A 20,716-nucleotide genomic window follows, 5' to 3' on the forward strand; every position below is an offset into this window, starting at 1 on the left:
GATATAATGAGTAATTTTATGGACAAAATTAAGTATTTCATAGGTGTACAGGACTTAGAAGATGAAGAAGTGAATGAAGATTATGAAGAATACGAAGAAGATTATGATGTGGCAGTACCTACTAAAACAAAAAAGTTAAATAATAAAGTTGTAAACATCCATACTAATAGTAACATGAAAATTATAGTACATGAACCTCTTAGCTATGATGAAGCTCCTAGCATAATAGATGATTTGAAATCTAGAAAAACAGTTATTGTAAATTTAGAACAATTAGATAATAATATTAAGAGACAGATATTTGATTTTATCAGTGGCGGTCTATATGCTTTGGAAGGTAACATTCAAAAGGTTACAAAAGACATTTTTATTTTTGCGCCTAGTAATGTAGAAATTGATGGATTGAAAGATGAACTTAAAAGTAAAGGTATATTTTCTTGGTAGAAAAAGGAGTAGATTATATTAAATGTTACTGTTATATAGGTCAATTATAATATTACTTAATTTAATAGAAATACTAATTGTAGTTAGGATTGTACTTTCTTTCTTAAATATTCATAGTGAAAATCCTTTTACTCGATTAGTTTATGAATTAACAGAACCTGTACTTGGACCCGCGAGAGAATTAATTGCAAAGCTAGGTGTAAATACTGGTATTTTTGATTTCTCACCTCTATTAGCCATTCTCTTTTTAAGAATAATATATAGTATTGCTGGCAGAATATTACTATAGATAGGTATTAAGATGAAAATTGATAAAGATAAATATACTTCTCATATAAAAGACAATGATAAGATTATAGATATGAGAAGAATTATAGACAAAGTTGAGATAGTAATGAATAACCACTCCTATGAATCTACAGATTTTCTTGATCCATATGAGAGGTTATTAGCGAAATCAATCCTTAATAGATTTGATGAAATAGATTACTTAGAAAATGGTGGAACTATACAGGCTGAAAGACAAATAATAACTATTTATCCTAGCTATTATAATTCTGATAATTTGCCACAAAATATTGTTGCTTTAAGAATATATGGTGATTTAGATGGATTATCTCATAAGGATTTTTTAGGGGCAATACTTAATTTAGGTATAAAGAGGTCGAAAATAGGGGATATTTTAGTACATGGAGATTATACAGATGTAGTAATAAAAAAGGATATAGGGGACTTTCTTTTATTCAATCTAGAAAAAGTATCAAATAAGAAGGTCAGAATAGAAGAAAAATCTTTGAATTCTATATCTTCTGTTGAAATTTTATACAAGGAAATAAATAAAATCTTGTCTTCCTACAGGCTTGACGTATATATTAGCTCTAGTTATAATTTATCAAGGCAAGAAAGTATGGACATAATAAAATCGGGATATGTAAAGGTTAACTGGGAACCTATAGATAAGCCTGCTAAGGAATTGGAAGTTGGAGATGTAATTTCTATTAGAGGATATGGACGTTCTATTCTTCACTCTGTTGAGGGATTAAGTAAAAAGGGGAAAATAAAAGCTACTATAAGAATATTAATTTAGATGGAGTGAGACAAATGATTACACCACTAGATATACAAAATAAGGAGTTTAAGAAATCTTTAATAGGCTATAATACACGAGAAGTTGATACTTATTTAGATGCTATCAATGATGATTATGAAAAGCTATATAGAGAAAATATTGAGCTCAAAGATAAGATTGGGATATTAACTGACCAGATTAGACAGTATAATAATCTAGAAGAAACGTTGAAAAGTACATTAGTAATTGCTCAGAGTACGGCGGATGATGTAACCAGTGCTGCGAGAAAGAAAGCTGAGCTAATAATTGAAGATGCTGAAATTCAGGCTAAGAATAGAACTAATGAAGCACTTAATGAAGTTAGAAATATAATGAAAGAGTATGACTATTTGAAAAAAGAGATTTTTATTTTTAAAACTAGATATGAATCTTTTATTAAAGCGCAACTCATTTCTCTAGAAGAATTCTATAAGGATTATGAGAATAAAAATCAGGTTAAAAAGATAGATGTTGACGAAGAATCCATAGATGAAAATTTAGATGAGATTGACCATTTAGGGGCATAATAGCCTCTTTTTTCTTTAATTGGAAATTTGAAAGTAGTTGGAGGAATTTAAATGACTAGAAGTGTTGAAATAGATAGTGAAATACGTATTGGGGATGGTTCCTTTACGATTATTGCAGGTCCTTGTGCAATAGAGGATTATAAACAAATGGAGGATATTGGTAGATTTCTATCTAATTTAGGAGTTAAGATATTAAGAGGTGGTGTTTTTAAACCAAGGACTAGCCCTAATTCCTTTCAGGGATTAGGATCAGAAGGATTTAAAATTTTAAATGATATTAAAACAAAATATAATTTCAAAATAATTTCCGAAATAATGGATCCAAGAGATATAGAAGAATCACAGAATTACATTGATATTATTCAGATAGGTTCTAGAAATATGCAGAATTTTTCATTGCTAAAAGAAGTTGGTAAAACTCATAAGCCAGTAATGCTAAAAAGAGGAATGAGTGCCACTATTAAGGAATGGATTATGGCTGCAGAGTACATTAGAATAGAGGGCAATGAAAAAATCATTTTATGTGAAAGAGGTATTAGAACATTTGAAGATTATACGAGAAATACTTTAGATTTAATGAGTGTTCCTATATTAAAAGAAAAAACAGACTATCCAATATTCGTAGATCCATCTCACGGTACTGGTATAAGAGAATTGGTTTTTCCAGCATCAAAAGCTGCAAAAGCTTTAGAGGCAGATGGTATAATTGTAGAAATACACCCAAATCCAGATAAGGCTTTATCGGACGGATTTCAATCTCTTGACTTTGAAGGATTTAAGGATTTATATACAAAGTTAGCATAATTATAATAATGATTTTGAAATAATGTAATTTTATTCTATATTAAATTTTGAATGTTTATTACTCTACTGGATATATTATTAATCAAGATATAATTTATCATTGCTAGAATTGGAGGAAGCTATGGATAAAAATAAACTTCATTATTTTAGGAAAAGATTATTAGAGGAGAAGAAAAACTTATTAAAAACATTAGATAATATGAATAATATGGAAGAATACGGTTCCATGGATGTATACTACAGTGAGTTATCTAATTATGATAATCATCCTGCTGATATTGGTACTGAATTATTCATGATGGAACAAGATAATGGATTTAAAAATAGAATGAAAGATACCTTATACGAGATAGATAGTTCTTTAGAAGATATCAAAGATGGTAGTTATGGACTTTGTAAGAAATGTAAGAACAAAATCGATGAAGAAAGGCTTGATCTTATACCTTATTTAAAGAATTGTATAGAATGTGCTGATAGTATTACAATTACACAGGATACTAGAATGGATAGTAGGCAATTTATTCCTATAGATGAAGAACACAATTCATTTAGTGATACTACAGAAGATATGGTAGAGTTTGACAGAGAGGATGCCTATCAAAAAGTGGCGTCATTTAATATGGTTCCTGATGACCCATCATTTACTACTGGTGACCACCTAGGGATTATGGATGAACAAGATGGTGACGGCGGTGATGGAGTTGAAGAAGTTGAGAATATATCTCAAGAATATTATGATGATACTTTAAAATAAAAAAAGTTTCTATCGAAGCATTACAAGATAGCCTTTTATTCTATATGCCAAGTTCTTATTAACAAGATAATAAAGTGAAAACTTTTTATAGATTAAAAAACCTCTGGATACTATTCAGAGGTTTTTTTTAATCTTCCTAACTATTGATATTAATATAATAATAATATAAAATAGAATGTATACTTAAATGACTAGGAGGAATCAAATTTGATATTTATTTTATCTGCCGTTATTATTTTATTAGACCAACTTAGTAAATCTGCTGCTATTAAGTATTTGAAGGGTTCAGCTTCTTATAATATAATTCCTAATTTCTTTAGATTATCTTATGTTGAAAACTTTGGTGCGGCTTTTGGGATTTTACAGAATAAAAAATATTTTTTATTATTATAACTTGTATAGTAATATTTTCTCTTTCCTTTTTTCTAATAAAAAATTATTATAAATTAAATATATTTATGAGACTTGGACTTGGAATGTTCTTGGGAGGTACCATAGGTAATTTCATTGATAGAGTTAGATTTGGTTATGTTGTAGATTTTATTAGCTTTAGGTTGTTTAACAAGTTTGAATTTCCCGTTTTTAATATAGCAGACATTTCCATAGTGGTAGGAACTTTTATAATATTAATTTTAGTACTTTTTGATAGGTATGAAATTTAGGAGGTTATAATGGATATTGTTGAATTTTATGTTGATGAAGATGACAATGAAAGATTAGATGCCTATCTTGCAAAAGAGTTAGATGAAATCTCTAGGTCTTATATACAGAAGCTGATTAAAGAAGACCTGGTCTATGTGAATGATAAGCATGTAAAATCTAGTTATTTAGTTAAAGAAGGAGATTATATAAAGGTAAACCTTCCTGAACCTAAGATACTGGAGATTATTCCTGAAGATATACCAATAGATATAGTCTATGAAGACGAAGATGTAGCTATTATTAATAAACCTCAGGATATGGTTGTTCATCCTGCACCGGGTAACTATACTGGAACCTTAGTTAATGCATTATTATTTCATATTGATAATTTATCCTCTATAAATGGCATTATAAGACCTGGCATAGTCCATAGATTAGATAAAGATACTTCTGGTTTATTAATTATAGCTAAGAATGATAAGGCACATAGAATTTTATCGGAAAGTCTTAAAGAGAGAAATGTTAAAAGAGTTTATATCTCCTTAGTTCATGGAATACTTTCTGATAATGAGGGAACCGTCAATGCACCTATAGGGAGACATGGAACTGACAGAAAGAAAATGACAGTAACTCAGAAAAACAGCAAAGAGGCTATAACACATTATAAAGTATTAGAAAGATACGACAATTACTCCTTAGTAGAAGTTAATCTAGAAACAGGAAGAACTCATCAAATAAGAGTACATATGGCTTATATTAATCATCCTGTAGTAGGGGATCCTGTATATTCTAAAGGAAAAAATGAGTTCGGCTTAGATAAACAAATGTTACATGCTTATAAATTAGGCTTTTCTCATCCATCAACAGGAGAACATATGGAGTTTCAAATTGATTTGCCTGAGTATTTTAAGAATATATTAGATACCTTAGAAAACAAAAGGAAGTAGGGATGAATATGAATGTCAAAGCAGTTATTTTAGATGAAAAAGCTATACAAAGAGCAACAACTAGAATAGCTAATGAGATAATTGAAAGAAATAAAGGGATTAAGGATATTGCTTTGGTCGGAATCAAGACTAGGGGATGTCCTTTCGCAGAGAGATTGGCCAAGAAAATTGAAGAGATTGAAGGAGACAGTATTCCAGTATTTTCTCTTGATATTACTTTATATAGAGATGACTTAACAGAAATTAGTGAAGAACCTATAGTCAACGATAACATGGATATAAATATTGATGGTAAAATAATTATTCTTGTAGATGATGTTATATATACTGGAAGAACTGTTAGAGCTGCTTTAGATGCTTTAGTAGATAAAGGAAGACCTTCTAGAGTACAATTAGCTGTTTTAATAGATAGAGGCCATAGGGAACTTCCAATTAGAGCTGACTACGTAGGCAAAAATGTTCCTACATCTAAATCTGAGAATGTAAAGGTAAATTTTAAAGAGATTGATGGAATAGATCAAGTATTTATAATTAGTTAAAAAGGTAGAATCCTAGGATTCTACCTTTTTAATATTATCTACTAAATCTCTAGAAGGATTTATAATCATAGTTTTAAAGTTTTCATATATTACCATTCCAGCTTTAGCATTTTTAGGTTTTTTGACGTTTTTTCTCTCTGTATAATCCACTGGTACATGATTTGAGTTTTTTCCTTTACTATAATATGCAGCTAATATCGCCGCCTCTTCTAAAGTAGAATCTGGAATAGTTTTACCTTCTTTCCCTATAATCACATGACTGCCTGGCATATTTTGAACATGCAACCATAAATCATCTTTATGAGATAAACGAAGTGTTAAATAATCGTTTTGCTTGTTATTTTTTCCTACGTAAATATTAAATCCATCTTTTGAAATGTAATGAAGAGGATTAGAAACTGAATCATCTTTTTTCTTTTTCTTTTTTAAAGAACCTTTTATATAACCTTCACTGATTAATTCCTCTTTAATTTCATCTAACTCCTCAATTTCAGTTGAATTTTCTATACTCATAAGTACATTTTCTAGATATGAAACCTCATCTTCTGTCTCAGGTATTTGTCCTAACAGTAACTGATGGGCATTTTTCAGTTTTGAATATTTTTTATAATATTTCTGAGCATTTGCTACAGGAGATAGTTTTATATCAAGAGGAACATTTAGCTTATTCATATTTTCATCATAGAAATTTTCAAGTTCTATAGTATTTGCTCCCCTAGGGACAACGTGAAGGTTAGCAGATAATAAATCAGCATAAATCTTATATCTTTCCCTATCTTGGCTTTCTAGTAATTCTTCTTTTTGTTTTCCTAATTTATTTAATGTTCTATCTAATTTTACCTGAATTGATTTCCTAATGGATTGTGATTTTTGACTTATTCTATCTATAATATCTTTCCTGCGATAGAAATTATCTAAGAGTTTTGATATGGAATCAAATGAAAGCTTATTTTCTGCTCCGAATTGATTAATATCCATGGCGTGAAAAGCTACTATTTCGGTTTTATTATTATTTAAGACTGAAATAGGTGCGAATTCTTCCTTAGATATTTGATTCATAAATTTATTAAAAGAAAGATATAAAGCATTCTTATCTTCTTCATACATACTACCAAGATTTCTATCTATATCTATATTTGCATCAAAGCATATCTCTCTACTTATCAATGGACTTAAACCTAGATAGCTAAAATAAAGAAATTTAAAACAAGGTAAATTTTTGTCTGATGAATTCATAAGGTCAAAGAAAACTTCTTTTGTAATATCTAAAGGATTAACCTTATCCTGTAGTGGCGGATATTCATAAACCATACCTGGTAATATCTGCCTAACTCTGCTCATATCTTCATAAACTCTCTTTACTGAGTCTATTATTTTAAGTGAAGATTTATCTACTAATACAATATTGCTATGTTTGCCCATTACTTCAATGATTATTCTTTTTTCTGTAGGTTGGCCTAGTTCATCTATAGCCGATATATCAATAAAAACTACTCTATCTAAGTTAAATTGCTCAATATTTAATATTATTCCTCCAATAAGGTGTTTTCTTAGAAGCATACAAAACATAGGTGGTTCAGGAGGATTTTTCTTAGAATAATCTGTTAAATAAACTCGTGGATTATTACTACTAGCAGACATTATTAATCTATAATTAATCCCCTTATTATGAATATGGATTAGAATTTCATCTTTCTCCTGCTGATAAACTTTATCAATTCTTCCTCCTACTAATTTTTCTTTTAATTCTTTAACAACTGCTTTTGTTACAATACCATCAAATGCCATATTAATTCCTCCAATATTAACTAAGACTACTAAGAGTATACCACTATATTAAGAAATAATAAACTAAAAGGAATTAGAAAGAGAATATTAAAAATTTGTAATATATAGTAGATTAATATTAATATAAGATATATAATACTTAACTGTAATACAATAAGTGGTGAAAGAGAGGTGTTTATTATGATTAAGAGTATGACAGGTTTTGGTAGAGGTGAATTTAGTAACGAATTCTATAATTTTAGGGTGGAAATAAAGGCTGTTAATCATAGATACAACGATATTATAGTCAAAATGCCTAGACATATTTCATATTTAGAAGAAAAAGTTAAAAAAATTATAAAAAAAGAGATTAGCAGAGGTAAGATTGATGTATATATCAATCTAGATTATATAAATGAATCAGCTATAGAAATTAAAGTTGATATTCCCTTGGCAAAAACCTATAAATCTGCTTTAGAAGGTTTATGTGAAGAATTGAATCTAGAGGATAATGTTAGATTATTTAATATACTAGGTTTATCTGAGATCATAAAAACAGAAAGAAAAGAATTAGATGAAGATACTGCATGGACTTGTCTAAAAGAAGCATTAAATATAGCACTTAGAGATATTATGGGTATGAAAGTAGTAGAAGGGCAAGAATTAAAAAATGACATGATTTCAAAATTAAATAGAATTGAAGCGATAGTATTGGAAGTAGAGAAAAGGTCTCCATTGGTTGTATTGGAGTATAAAGATAAGTTAAAAGAAAGAATTAGCGAATTGCTTGATAAGGACATTAGTATAGACGAGGATAGAATTACTTCTGAGGTAGTAATTTTTACAGATAAGAGTAATATTAATGAAGAGATCGTAAGGCTCAAATCTCATGTAAAACAATTTTTATCTATATTAGATGAAAAAGATTCGGTGGGAAGAAAGCTTGACTTTTTGATTCAAGAAATGAATAGAGAAATAAATACAATTGGTTCAAAAGCAAATGACATGTTGATTTCTCAAAATGTAGTAGAGATAAAATCAGAATTAGAGAAAATAAGAGAACAAGTTCAAAACGTTGAGTAGTTAGGGAGGATGATTATGTCAATAAAACTAATTAATATTGGTTTTGGAAATATTGTCTCAGCCAATAGGATAATAGCTGTAGTCAGCTCTGAATCTGCACCTATTAAAAGATTGATTCAAGAGGCTAGAGATAATGGACTTCTAATAGATGCAACTTATGGAAGAAGAACTAGAGCAGTTATAATTACAGATAGTCAGCATGTAATTTTGACACCTGTTCAGCCAGAGACGGTTGCAAATAGATTTCATGATAAAGAAGAACATACTGAATAATTAATATAGAAAGTTGGAGATACAAATGTCAAAAGGTTTTTTACTTATTATTTCAGGTCCTGCTGGTACTGGCAAAGGTACCGTATGTAAAGCATTATTAGAAAGAAATAAAGATATAATATATTCTATTTCTGCAACTACAAGAAAACCAAGGGTTGGAGAAGTGGAAGGCGTTAATTACTTTTTCATAGATGAAGAAGAGTTTAAGAGGATGGAGAAGAATGATGAATTTTTAGAGCATGCCTATGTACACACCAATTATTATGGAACCCCTAAGAAATTTGTTATGGATGAAGTCAACAAAGGGGAGATTGTTTTACTTGAAATAGATGTACAAGGAGCTTTGCAAATTAAGAACAATTACTCTGAAGCAGTATTTGTATTCCTTTTACCTCCAACAATGGAGGAATTGAAGAATAGAATAGTTAAAAGAGGAACAGAAACTGAAGAGGATATAAATAGAAGATTTGAAAATGCCTTTAAAGAATTAGACTTCGTAGGCAAATATGATTACTTTGTCGTAAATGACAAGATAGAAGATGCTGTATCAGATATTGAAACAATAATAAAGGCGGAAAAATTAAGGGTAAAGAGACATTCTGATATTAAAGATAAAGTTATTTCACAGGGAGGTAAATAATATGTTAAATCCATCTTTTAATGAATTAGGGAAAAGGGGAGATAGTAGGTATACACTGGTTATGCTTACGGCTAAGAGGGCTAGAAAAATTATTGAAGGAGCTGAGCCACTAGTTGAAACCAATTCTAAAAAACCAGTGAGTATTGCTTTGGAGGAAGTTTTAGAGGGGAAGATAACTTATACTAGGCCACCTATAAATAGTATAAAGTAGGAGGTAATTATATGCTAAAGGGTAAAACCATTATACTTGGAGTTACAGGAGGAATTGCTGTATATAAAGCTGCTGATATTGTTAGTAGGTTAAAAAAACTCCATGCCAATGTTGAAGTTATTATGACAGAAGGAGCTACTGAATTTGTCACTCCCTTAACTTTTCAAACTATGTCGGGAAATGTAGTTCATAGAGAAATGTTTAGTGAGATTACAAGCTATGATGTAGAACATATATCACTTGCACAAAAAGCAGATATTATTTTAATGGCTCCAGCAACTGCAAATACTATAGGTAAAATAGCCAATGGTATAGCTGATAATCTATTGACTACAGTGGTGATGGCCTCTACAGCTAAGATAATATTTGCACCTGCTATGAATACTAAGATGTATCAAAATCCTATTGTAAAGGAAAATATAAATAGGTTAAAAAGTCTTGGGTATAGTTTTATTCAACCAGGAGCAGGACGGCTTGCCTGTGGAGATTATGGTGAGGGAAAAATGGCAGAGCCGGTAGATATTGTAGAATATATTATTGATAATCTTGTAGAAAAAGATCTATCTGGAAGGAAGATAGTTGTGACTGCTGGACCAACAATAGAACCCTTAGATCCTGTTAGATATATGACTAATCATTCAAGTGGAAAAATGGGATATAGCATAGCTAAGGAAGCTGTATCTAGAGGTGCAGAAGTTGTGTTGATCTCTGGGCATACATCCATTACTCCGCCAAAAGAAGTTGAACTTGTCAAAGTAAAAACCACAGAAGATATGTTAAAGGCAGTTGCTAAGCATTTTGATTCCTGTGATGTATTAATAAAATCTGCTGCTCCTGTTGATTATAAGCCTGAGACTGGTCCTACTAAGATAAAGAAAAAAGAAAATGAAGAAGATGAATTAATCATTAAATATGTTAAAAATCCAGATATAGCAGCTTACTTTGGTAAACAAAAAAAACATCAGGTTATGGTTGGATTTGCAGCCGAAACTAATGATTTAGATAGATATGCACTAGAAAAATTAAAAAAGAAAAATTTTGATTTTATAGTAGCAAATGATTTAACAAAAGAAGGGGCAGGCTTTGATGTTGATACTAATATAGTGACTATAATTGATAATGAAGGTATAAAGACCAATTATCCAATGATGAATAAAAGAGAAGTTGCAAGAGTCATAGTGGATAAGGTAAAATATATATTAGATAATAAAAGCTAGATTGCACTATCTAGCTTTTAATATTCACTACAAAAGGAATGATTAATTTGAATAAGAAATATGCACAAATTATAGTAAATAATAGAGCATCGCAGGTTGATCGACCATATACATATATTGTTGATGATGATTTAAAAGATATTGTGAAAGAAGGTATGAGAGTAATAATCCCATTTGGGAAAGGGAATAAACTAATAAAAGGAATTGTAGTTCAAATTATTGATTATTGGAATGATGAATATAGTCTAAAAAAAGTTGTTGATGTATTAGATGATAAGCCTTTAATCTCGAAGGAACTAATAGACCTAAGTACTTGGATGAAGGAATACTATTTATCATCCTATATAGATGCTTTTCAGCCAGTACTGCCTCCGGGAGACTTTAAAGAAGTAAATACATTTGTAGAGAAAGTAGAAGATTACTATAATAAGGATATAAATGAGGATGAATTAAAGATTATTTCTTATTTAGATATTAATGGAAAAATATTATTAGAAGATTTAAAGAAAAACTTAAAGCTTCCTAATATTAATAAAACATTAAATTCTTTAGAAAATAGAGGGATTATAGAAACTACAATAGATATAAAAACAAAAATAGATAGGAAGCTGGAAAAATGGGTTAAACTCTTACAAAGAGAACTTTCTTTGCTAGAGATGTATGATAGTATTGGAACAAGAGCTGTTAGACAAAGAGAGATAATCCAGTTTCTCTATGAAGTAAAAGATATTTCTTTTAAGGAACTTTCAGAGAAGATGAATACAACATTATCTACAATAAAAGCAATAGAAAAGAAAGGATTATTAAAGATATATGAAAAAGAAGTTAATAGAGATCCAATAAAAAAGGATATTAGTGATTATAAAAAACATGATCTATCAGTTGCCCAAAGAAAAGTTTTTGATAGAATTGTAAGATCATTTAATAAGGAGAACGAGGAGAATAAGTTTTTAATTCATGGAGTAACAGGAAGTGGAAAAACAGAAATATACCTGCAGCTCGTTGAAGAAATGATAAAAAATGAAAAGGGTTCTATTATACTTGTTCCAGAGATATCCCTTACTCCTCAGACTATTGATAGGTTTGTTGGTAGGTTTGGAGATTTAGTGGCTGTATTACATAGTAGGTTATCTTATGGAGAAAGGTTTGACCAGTGGAGAAGAATAAAAGAGGGGAAGGTTAAAATAGTTGTAGGTGCTAGGTCTGCTGTATTTGCTCCTTTTAAAAAACTAGGACTTATAATTATTGATGAGGAACACGAAGCCACATATAAATCATCTCAAAATCCTAAATATAATACTGTTGAAGTTGCAGCTAAAAGAGTTGATATTGAAAATGCATTTTTGGTAATGGGTTCAGCTACACCTTCCTTAGAAACTTACTATAATAGTTTAAATGGGAATTTAAGGCTTTTAGAATTACAAGAAAGAGTAAATAAATATGCATTGCCAGAGGTAATAGTAGTAGATATGAGAGAAGAGTTAAGTAATGGTAATAAATCTATATTTAGTGAAGAATTATATGATTCCATATGTAAAAATTTAAAAAATGGAAAACAAACCATATTGTTTTTAAATAGAAGAGGATTTTCTACTTTTGTATCATGCAGAAATTGTGGATATGTGGTAAAATGTGATAATTGTGATATATCAATGACATATCATAGAAATATGAATAAATTAAGATGTCATTATTGCGGTTTAGCTATAAACCTCCAAACATTTGCCCTGTGTGTAAATCTAACTATATTAAATATTTTGGTATAGGGACTGAAAAGGTAGAAGAACTTACAAAAGAGTTATTTCCAAATGCTAGAATAGCTAGAATGGACATGGATACTACGACAGGAAAAGGAAGCCATGAATCAATTTTAGAAGATATGAAAAATGGTAAAATAGATATTCTAATTGGGACACAGATGATTTCAAAAGGATTAGATTTTGAAAATGTAACCTTAGTAGGCATAATAGCTGCTGATACCACTTTGAATTTGCCAGACTTTAGATCGCCGGAACGTGCTTTTCAATTGGTTACACAGGTAGCTGGAAGAGCTGGAAGGGGAGATTATAACGGTAAGGTCATACTGCAAACTTATAATCCCGAGCATTATAGTATCCAATTTTCTAAGGAACATGATTATAAAAGTTTTTATAATACAGAAATATCCTTGAGACAAGAGTTTTTATATCCTCCTTTTTTAGACCTTATTAGTTTGCTTATATATGGAGAAAATAATAATAAAGTTGCATCTATAGCTAAGGCGGTATATAATTTACTTGTTGAAGAATCGAAGTGGATTGAAAGAGAAATATTAAATAATCATATTATCGGGCCATATCCTGCGCCTTTAGAAAAGATTAAAAATAATTTTAGATGGCAAATACTCATTAAATCTAAAAAAGAAGATATAAATAGTTTAAAAACTCTTTTAAAAAGGGTATGTATAGATAATAAATATAAATTAAAAATAGATGATGTAAAATTTAGCATTGACATTGACCCAAATTCTATACTATAGGAGGAATACAAATGGCATTACGTGAAATAAGACTATATAATGATCCAATCTTGAGAAAAAAATCTAAGGAAATTACAGAAATTACAGATAGAATAAAAATTCTTTTAGATGATATGATAGAAACAATGAATGAGGCGGAAGGAGTTGGATTAGCGGCTCCACAGGTAGGCGTTCTCAGACGTGTAGTAGTCATAGATGTAGGTGAAGGTCCAATCAAACTCATAAATCCAGTTATACTAGAAATGCAAGGTGAAGAGATTGATATAGAAGGATGTTTATCTGTACCTGGTCGTTCTGGTACAGTAAGTAGACCAGCATGGGTTAAAATAAAATATACAGATGTAGATGGAAAAGGTAAAATATTAGAAGGAAGAGGACTATTAGCAAGAGCTATCTGCCATGAAATTGATCACTTAGAGGGGATTTTATATACAGATAAGATAATTGAAGAAGTAGAAATAGAAGAAGATGAAGATTTAAGTAATGAGGTGTAAGTATGAAGATTATATTTATGGGAACTCCTAATTTTGCTGTACCTACTTTGGAATCCTTATTTTCAAAAGAATATTCTATAGAATTAGTTATAACACAAAAAGACAAACCTAAAGGGAGAGGAAAGAAAGTTCAGTACACTCCAGTAAAGGAAAAGGCATTAGAACTAGGATTAGAAGTTTATCAACCTGATTCTATCAACGATCTAGAAGCTATTAGTAAAATTAAATCAATAAATCCAGATTTCATTGTTGTTGTTGCCTATGGACAAATATTAAAAAGAGATATTCTAGAAATTCCTAAATATGGATGCTACAATGTTCATGCATCATTATTGCCTAAATATAGAGGTGCAGCTCCTATAAATTGGGCAATAATAAATGGTGAAGAAAAAACGGGAGTTACTATTATGGAAATGGAAGAAGGACTAGATACTGGAGATATGGTACTGTGGAAATCAATTCCAATCACTTCAGATGATGATTTTCCTAGTATACATGATAAATTATCTATATTAGGAGGAGATTTAATAGTTGAAGCTCTAGAAGGTATTAAAAATGGAGTATTAACTAAGACTATTCAAAATCATAGTTTGTCAACATATGCTCATATGTTAGATAAGCATATGGGTAGAATAAATTGGAATGATAAAGGGGAAAATATCATAAATTTAATTAGAGGACTAAAACCTTGGCCTTCTGGATATACACAATACCAAGATGAAATTATAAAGATACACAAAGCAAGTCTAACAGATAAAGTCAAAGAAGGAAATAATGGTGAGATAATAAAGGTAGACAAAGAAGGCATATATGTAAATACACAGGATAAAATTGTTATCTTAGAAGAAATTCAATTTCCTGGGAAGAAGAAATTAAAAGTAGAAGAATATTTGAGAGGAAACTCTATAGAAGAAGGTATTATTTTAAAATAGATAAGAGAGGAGAATTGGAATGATAGGAAATTATTATGGTGGTGAATATTATAGTTCATGGATATTATTTGTTCTTCCTGCAATGCTATTTGCTTCCTATGCTCAGCTTAAGATTAGCTCAGCATTCAATAAATATTCTAAAGTCTCTAGCGGAACAGGATATACTGGTGCTCAAATTGCAAGGATGATATTAGATAGGAATGGACTCCACGATGTTAGAGTTGAACAAGTGGGGGGGAAATTGACAGATCATTATGATCCTAGGACTAAGGTTGTAAGATTATCCAGTTCTATTTATGGAGGAAATAGTATTGCTTCTATGAGTGTATCTGCCCATGAAGTAGGTCATGCTATTCAGCATGCTGAAGGGTATTTTCCATTAATTCTTAGAAATAATATAGCACCGATTGCAAATATTGGTTCAAGGCTTGTATGGTTATTTATTTTTATTGGATTTGCAATATCTCCATTTTTCATTGAGCTTGGAATTGCCTTGTTTTTAGCTGTAGTGCTATTCCAAATTGTAACACTACCTGTAGAATTTAATGCAAGTAGTAGAGCATTAGTTCAATTGGAAAATGGGATTATGGAAAGAGATAAGATTAAACCAGCAAAAGATGTATTAAAAGCTGCCGCATTAACTTATGTAGCTGCAACATTAGTGGCTATTGGAGAACTTCTTAGGTTATTAGCATTAACAAGTAGAAGAAGAGACTAGGAATTTGGGGGATAAGTCCCCCTTTTTTTTGAATATTATTAGAAAATACAGAGGTGTTAGAATGAATTTATCTGCTAGAGAAATAGCATTAAATATACTATACGAAATCTTTGAAAATGGAGCATTCTCTAATATAACTATAAAAAAACATTTAGTTGAAGGATTAGATCATAAGGAAGAGGGATTAATTAGAGAAATTGTATATGGAGTTTTGGAAAATGATATTTACATAAACTATATAATATCAAAAGCATCAAAAATAAAGTTGAAGAAAATTCATCCGGTTATTTTAATTATACTTAAGATAGGAGTATATCAACTTATATTTATAGATAGAATACCTCCTAGTGCGGCAGTTAATGAATCTGTTAACTTGGCTAAGAAGCATGGACATAAAGGGACTATTGGATTTGTAAATGGAATTTTAAGAAATATAAGTAGAAATAAAGATGAATTTATGAAAATCGAAGTGAAAGATAAGATAGATTATATTTCGATAAAATATTCTCATCCCAAATGGATGATAAAAAGATGGATAAAAGATTATGGTGATGAATTTACTGAAGAACTATGTAGAAAAAATAATGAATCCCCTGAGTTAAATATACGAATAAATACTTTAAAGACTAATAAAGATGAGTTAAAAGAAAGATTAATAGATTATGGATTTATAGTTAAGGATGGTATCTATGCTAGGGACTCTTTAATCATAGAAAATCCTGTTAGAATAACTGAACTTCCCGAATTTAAAAAAGGACATTTTATTATTCAAGATGAGAGTAGTACCTTAGTGGGACAAATCATGGATCCTATTTCTGGAAGTACAGTTGTCGATCTTTGTAGTGCCCCTGGAGGAAAAGCAACACATCTGGCACAGATAATGAATAATAAAGGAAAAATATTGAGTAGAGATATTTATGAACATAAGATTAGGCTTATTGAAGAAAATGCAAGGAGACTCGATATTAATATTATTGAAACTTCTATTTCCGATGCAACTAAAAGAGATGAATCTTTAGTAAATATTGCAGATTATTTGTTATTAGATGCTCCCTGTTCTGGTCTAGGCCTAATTAGAAGGAAACCTGAGATTAAACGAAATAGAAGAGAAGAAGATATAGATGAATTAGTTAAGCTCCAATATGATATTTTAAATAATGTAAAGGATTATTTAAAAATAGGTGGGATATTAATTTATAGCACCTGTACTATAGAAAAAGATGAAAATATTAATTTGATTAATAAGTTTTTAGAGAAAAATAAAAATTTTAAGTTAGTTAATATAGAAGATAAAATAAAGAATAAGCAGGATATAACAACTTTAAAAAGTGGGTATATCCAGTTATTTCCTCATATTCACAATACTGATGGATTTTATATTGCAAAAATAATTAAAGAAAGATAGATATCATATATGTAAGTGATACAGAAGAAGATACTCCTTTGAAAATTAGAACTGATAGAGCTAATGATATAAAGGCAGATGCTTATATTTTAATCCATTTCAATGCATATCAGGGAACATGGGGAAGTTATTGAGGCATAGAAACTTACCATTATCCAAACTCAACTAAGGGTAAAGAATTAGCGGATTTAGTCTAGGAGGAGTTAATTAAAGAAACTGGATTAAGAAATAGAGGGGTAAAATCAGCTGATTTCTAAGCATTAAGAGAAACAAATATGGCTACTATTTTATGTGAATGTAGATTTATGGATAATTTAGAAGAAGCTAAGCTAATGCTAGATGAAAACTATCAGATGAAATGTGCTAGAGCCTTAGTGAAAAGCATATGTAAGTATTTTGGTGTTGAGTATAAGAAAGAAATTGAAGAAGTATATAGCCCATGGGCAGTTGATGCAATGGAGTGGGCTATAAAATTAGGTCTAACTGATGGATCTAATTCTAAGGAACCTATCACATTAGAAAGGTTTATTACAATATTATATAGATATGAAAAAACCCTGGAGTAAAAAATGATATGATACTTTCAAAGTAGACAGTTTAATTAATTAAAATTAGATTATCTACTTGGAGGTATTTTTTTATGGGAAAAAATCGACGAAAAAATACTATATTTTATATTTTTTTATGACATTTAATTATATTTATACTCTAAAAAAATGTTATATTGTAAAAAATTAATGAATTATAGTATAGTTTGCAGGATTTTTCTTATGAGAAAATGAAGGGATTATCATGTTTCATGTAGAATATTATATTTAGATAAATAGAAGGAGGTGCTTATAAAGCAAAACTAGAACGATTTAAAGTTTTAATTTGTTTTTTCAAATTTGAAAGGAGAGATATTATGAATAAAAATAAAAAAATAATAGGAGTATTAATAGGATTATTGATTTTGCTAGTAGGTACTGTATCTTTAGCAAATAGTGAACGTGATATAGGGCTATTCGCAAATAAAGTATGCTCTTTTGAAAATGTTTCTGTAGATGCAAAGATAGAGTTATATGACCTAGGTTATTTAAGGGCAGGAGATACATTCAAAATAACAAGTAGCTCTTGGTTTCCAGAAGATTCTAAACTTGGTTTTTCATTAAAAAATACTAAAACTGGTGGTGCTGTTGGGGAGGTAATTAAATCGGGAGGAAAAATGTCAGGGACTGTAGGTCAATCAGGATATTATGTGTTGGTGTTGACTAACCTTGGTCCATTTACAGTTGAAGCGGGATCGATAAATATATCCTATTAATATACAATAGTTTTTTTAAAGCTTCAAACACTTTTACTGGCAAGTAGCTACAATGTTTTTTATAATCTTTAAGATATATAAAAAGATAATAACAATATCGTTTTAGTTTTGCTTTTTATTAGTATTTTAAATAAATTAATTGAAGAATATGTCTCTATAAAGAGATATGTTGGAGACTGGACTGTAAGTTCTTTTTTCCTTAATTAAGCATAAAGTATTAAGAATATTGACCAGGATTAATTTCCTGGTCTTTTTTGTTTATGAATACCACCCGCTAAGCGGGTGGTTCCAAAGAGCTTTCAGCGGTGAGCAGAAAATAAGAAACCTCCTTTGATATAATAAAGTTAGGTCTGACCAACCAAACTTAATCGAAGGAGGTATCCATAATGGATAATAATAGTTTATCACATACGAAATGGGATTGTAAATATCATATAGTTTTTGCACCGAAGTATAGAAGGCAAATAATATATGGAAAGATAAAAACAGATATCGGAAAGATATTAAGACAGTTATGCGAGTATAAAGGAGTAGAAATAATAGAAGCAGAAGCATGTAAAGATCATATACACATGCTAGTAACTATTCCTCCAAAACTTAGTGTATCAAGTTTCATGGGATATTTGAAAGGAAAAAGTAGCCTAATGATATTTGATAGACATGCCAATTTAAAATATAAATATGGGAATAGGCATTTTTGGTGTAAAGGATATTATGTAAGTACGGTAGGTAGAAATAAAAAGGTAATAGAAGAATATATAAAGAAACAATTACAAGAAGATATAGCATATGACCAATTAAGTATGAAAGAGTTTGTAGACCCATTTACAGGGGAGAAAACAAAAAACTAGATATAAGAAGAACCCCTTTAGGGGTTGCTTGAGAAAATAAAGCGGTTGGCAGACCTTTCAATGTGTCTTGAGACACAGCAAGTACCATGCCCTTATAGGGCTGAGCAAACCACCCGTTTTACGGGTGGTCATGATTTATTTTTGAAGGAATTTTTAAAGATTTATAGAATATATTTCTAGGGGGATGATTACATGAAAATTAATTGGAGGAATGTAGCCATAATATTATTGGTTGAGACGATAGGCTTTGTTTATAGAAAAGGACCATTTAAGGTCCTATTTCTTTTGACGTCAAAAAATCGTCAAAAATAAATTTATAAATATGATATAATATGAGAAAGATATAAAACTAACATACTATATAAGTGTATATTTTATCTATTTTGATTAAGAATGATATTAAATGAGCTTATTAAAAAAATTAGTGTGGTTATATATTTGATAATTATGTATAATATTATATTAGGATAGCATTGAGGTGATTATTTGAATAAGATTGAACTAAATAGTTTAACTTTGAAGGAACTGAAGAAATATATGATTTCTATAGAAGAAAAAGCCTTTAGAGGAGAGCAAGTATTTTCATATTTCAATAGAAATAAAAAATTAGCTATTGAAGATTTAAAAATATTACCTGAAAAACTAAGAAAGTATTTGATTGAAAATACAAAAACAAACAAGATAGATATTTACAAAGTTTTTGCTTCAGAAATCGATAATACTAAAAAATATTTATTTTTATTAGATGATATGAATATTATTGAATCAGTAGCTATGGAATATAATCATGGATTAACTGCTTGTATATCTACTCAAGTAGGCTGCAAAATGGGGTGTTCTTTCTGTGCTTCCACTAAAGAAGGGCTAATAAGAAATTTGACTCCAGCAGAAATGGTAAATCAAATCTATATGATGGAAAAAGATTTAGGGAAGAGTATTTCTAATATTGTATTAATGGGAAGTGGAGAGCCTCTAGATAATTACGATAATACTATGAAGTTCATAGATGTTATCCATGATGAAAAGGGGCATAATATTAGTTTAAGAAATATTACTTTATCAACTTGTGGTGTTGTTCCTAGAATTTATGATTTAGCCAAAGAAAATTTACCAATAACTTTATCTATATCATTACACTCACCATTTGATAATGATAGAAAAAAAATAATGCCTATAGCTAATAGATATTCTATAGAAGAATTAATAAAGGCATGTAAATTTTATTCGGAAAAGACTAATAGGAGAATCACCTTTGAGTATACTTTAATTAACAATGTAAATGACAGAGATAAGGATATAAAAGAGCTAATTAAAATTCTTGAAGGTTTAAATTGTCACATTAACTTAATTCCCTTAAATCCCATTCAAGAGTTTAAAAAGGACAGGCCAAGTAGAGAAAATATTGAGAGAGTGCAGGCAATATTAAGTAAGCCTAATATTACTGTAACTATAAGACGAGAAATGGGTGGAGATATTAGTGCTTCATGTGGACAGCTGAGACGTACTGTTACTCAAAGTAATGATAATAAAAGATTTTAA

Annotated in this window: 21 protein-coding genes and 3 pseudogenes; 23 read left to right on the plus strand and 1 reads right to left on the minus strand. The window is 29.6% G+C overall.

The genetic code is table 11. The features are described from left to right. The first annotated feature begins 6 nt into the window (after window positions 1–6). From CIW83_RS06370 to pyrR, 9 genes and pseudogenes are all read left to right on the plus strand, one after another. Complete coding sequence (locus tag CIW83_RS06370; protein ID WP_094900017.1) at window positions 7–444, plus strand: cell division protein SepF; 438 nt, start codon at window positions 7–9, stop codon at window positions 442–444. 22 nt (window positions 445–466) lie between these two features. Continuing rightward, window positions 467–733, plus strand: coding sequence for a YggT family protein (locus CIW83_RS06375; RefSeq protein ID WP_094900018.1), 267 nt, complete (start codon window positions 467–469; stop codon window positions 731–733). 12 nt (window positions 734–745) lie between these two features. After that, window positions 746–1,531 (plus strand): RNA-binding protein, encoded by a 786-nt coding sequence (locus CIW83_RS06380; protein ID WP_094900019.1) that lies wholly within the window; start codon window positions 746–748, stop codon window positions 1,529–1,531. 14 nt (window positions 1,532–1,545) lie between these two features. Continuing rightward, complete coding sequence (locus CIW83_RS06385) at window positions 1,546–2,079, plus strand: DivIVA domain-containing protein (protein ID WP_094900020.1); 534 nt, start codon at window positions 1,546–1,548, stop codon at window positions 2,077–2,079. A gap of 51 nt (window positions 2,080–2,130) precedes the next feature. Continuing rightward, window positions 2,131–2,883, plus strand: coding sequence for a bifunctional 3-deoxy-7-phosphoheptulonate synthase/chorismate mutase (locus CIW83_RS06390; protein WP_094900021.1), 753 nt, complete (start codon window positions 2,131–2,133; stop codon window positions 2,881–2,883). 121 nt (window positions 2,884–3,004) lie between these two features. Further along, entirely contained in the window at window positions 3,005–3,637 is a 633-nt protein-coding gene (locus CIW83_RS06395; protein ID WP_094900022.1) for a TraR/DksA C4-type zinc finger protein, read from the plus strand. 276 nt (window positions 3,638–3,913) lie between these two features. Continuing rightward, window positions 3,914–4,299, plus strand: a pseudogene (gene lspA, locus CIW83_RS06400) (signal peptidase II). 9 nt (window positions 4,300–4,308) lie between these two features. Further along, a complete protein-coding gene (locus CIW83_RS06405; RefSeq protein WP_094900023.1) occupies window positions 4,309–5,226 on the plus strand; it encodes an RluA family pseudouridine synthase in 918 nt (305 codons plus the stop codon). Between the two features lie 8 nt (window positions 5,227–5,234). Continuing rightward, complete coding sequence (gene pyrR / locus CIW83_RS06410) at window positions 5,235–5,765, plus strand: bifunctional pyr operon transcriptional regulator/uracil phosphoribosyltransferase PyrR (RefSeq protein WP_094900158.1); 531 nt, start codon at window positions 5,235–5,237, stop codon at window positions 5,763–5,765. 12 nt (window positions 5,766–5,777) lie between these two features. Here pyrR and CIW83_RS06415 read toward each other — a convergent pair whose 3' ends face one another. Further along, the gene (locus tag CIW83_RS06415; RefSeq protein ID WP_094900024.1) at window positions 5,778–7,553 is read right to left on the minus strand and encodes an NFACT family protein; all 1,776 of its coding nucleotides are present in this window, start codon (window positions 7,551–7,553) and stop codon (window positions 5,778–5,780) included. Window positions 7,554–7,733: 180 nt separating this feature from the next. Here CIW83_RS06415 and CIW83_RS06420 point away from each other — a divergent pair, with 180 nt between their 5' ends. The 14 genes and pseudogenes from CIW83_RS06420 to rlmN all read left to right on the plus strand — a co-directional run bounded on the left by CIW83_RS06420 (window position 7,734) and on the right by rlmN (window position 20,716). Continuing rightward, window positions 7,734–8,615, plus strand: coding sequence for a YicC/YloC family endoribonuclease (locus CIW83_RS06420; RefSeq protein ID WP_094900025.1), 882 nt, complete (start codon window positions 7,734–7,736; stop codon window positions 8,613–8,615). A 15-nt stretch (window positions 8,616–8,630) separates the two neighbouring features. Then, entirely contained in the window at window positions 8,631–8,888 is a 258-nt protein-coding gene (gene remA, locus CIW83_RS06425; protein WP_094900026.1) for an extracellular matrix/biofilm regulator RemA, read from the plus strand. A gap of 25 nt (window positions 8,889–8,913) precedes the next feature. Further along, window positions 8,914–9,528 carry a guanylate kinase gene (gene gmk, locus CIW83_RS06430; RefSeq protein WP_094900027.1) on the plus strand — a complete coding sequence of 205 codons (615 nt, stop codon included), beginning with the start codon at window positions 8,914–8,916 and terminating at the stop codon, window positions 9,526–9,528. Window position 9,529: 1 nt separating this feature from the next. After that, on the plus strand, window positions 9,530–9,739 hold the full coding sequence (gene rpoZ, locus CIW83_RS06435) for a DNA-directed RNA polymerase subunit omega (RefSeq protein ID WP_094900028.1): 210 nt from the start codon (window positions 9,530–9,532) through the stop codon (window positions 9,737–9,739). Window positions 9,740–9,750: 11 nt separating this feature from the next. Then, on the plus strand, window positions 9,751–10,956 hold the full coding sequence (coaBC, locus tag CIW83_RS06440) for a bifunctional phosphopantothenoylcysteine decarboxylase/phosphopantothenate--cysteine ligase CoaBC (protein WP_094900029.1): 1,206 nt from the start codon (window positions 9,751–9,753) through the stop codon (window positions 10,954–10,956). 38 nt (window positions 10,957–10,994) lie between these two features. Continuing rightward, a pseudogene (priA, locus tag CIW83_RS06445) lies at window positions 10,995–13,474 on the plus strand (primosomal protein N'). An 11-nt stretch (window positions 13,475–13,485) separates the two neighbouring features. Beyond that, window positions 13,486–13,968, plus strand: a complete 483-nt coding sequence (gene def, locus CIW83_RS06450; RefSeq protein WP_094900030.1) for a peptide deformylase — start codon at window positions 13,486–13,488, stop codon at window positions 13,966–13,968. A 2-nt stretch (window positions 13,969–13,970) separates the two neighbouring features. Next, the gene (fmt, locus tag CIW83_RS06455; protein WP_094900031.1) at window positions 13,971–14,900 is read left to right on the plus strand and encodes a methionyl-tRNA formyltransferase; all 930 of its coding nucleotides are present in this window, start codon (window positions 13,971–13,973) and stop codon (window positions 14,898–14,900) included. 19 nt (window positions 14,901–14,919) lie between these two features. Beyond that, the gene (locus tag CIW83_RS06460) at window positions 14,920–15,618 is read left to right on the plus strand and encodes a zinc metallopeptidase (protein WP_094900032.1); all 699 of its coding nucleotides are present in this window, start codon (window positions 14,920–14,922) and stop codon (window positions 15,616–15,618) included. 61 nt (window positions 15,619–15,679) lie between these two features. After that, complete coding sequence (gene rsmB / locus CIW83_RS06465) at window positions 15,680–17,023, plus strand: 16S rRNA (cytosine(967)-C(5))-methyltransferase RsmB (RefSeq protein WP_094900159.1); 1,344 nt, start codon at window positions 15,680–15,682, stop codon at window positions 17,021–17,023. Between the two features lie 272 nt (window positions 17,024–17,295). Next, window positions 17,296–17,589, plus strand: a pseudogene (locus tag CIW83_RS24825) (hypothetical protein); the annotation flags it as partial. Between the two features lie 338 nt (window positions 17,590–17,927). Continuing rightward, window positions 17,928–18,326 carry a hypothetical protein gene (locus CIW83_RS06475; protein ID WP_094900034.1) on the plus strand — a complete coding sequence of 133 codons (399 nt, stop codon included), beginning with the start codon at window positions 17,928–17,930 and terminating at the stop codon, window positions 18,324–18,326. A gap of 386 nt (window positions 18,327–18,712) precedes the next feature. Next, a complete protein-coding gene (gene tnpA, locus CIW83_RS06480) occupies window positions 18,713–19,177 on the plus strand; it encodes an IS200/IS605 family transposase (RefSeq protein WP_094900035.1) in 465 nt (154 codons plus the stop codon). A gap of 486 nt (window positions 19,178–19,663) precedes the next feature. After that, the gene (gene rlmN, locus CIW83_RS06485) at window positions 19,664–20,716 is read left to right on the plus strand and encodes a 23S rRNA (adenine(2503)-C(2))-methyltransferase RlmN (RefSeq protein WP_255374296.1); all 1,053 of its coding nucleotides are present in this window, start codon (window positions 19,664–19,666) and stop codon (window positions 20,714–20,716) included.

The sequence above is a fragment of the Tissierella sp. P1 genome (genome assembly GCF_002266425.1).
In the GTDB taxonomy this organism is placed as follows: domain Bacteria; phylum Bacillota; class Clostridia; order Tissierellales; family Tissierellaceae; genus Tissierella; species Tissierella carlieri.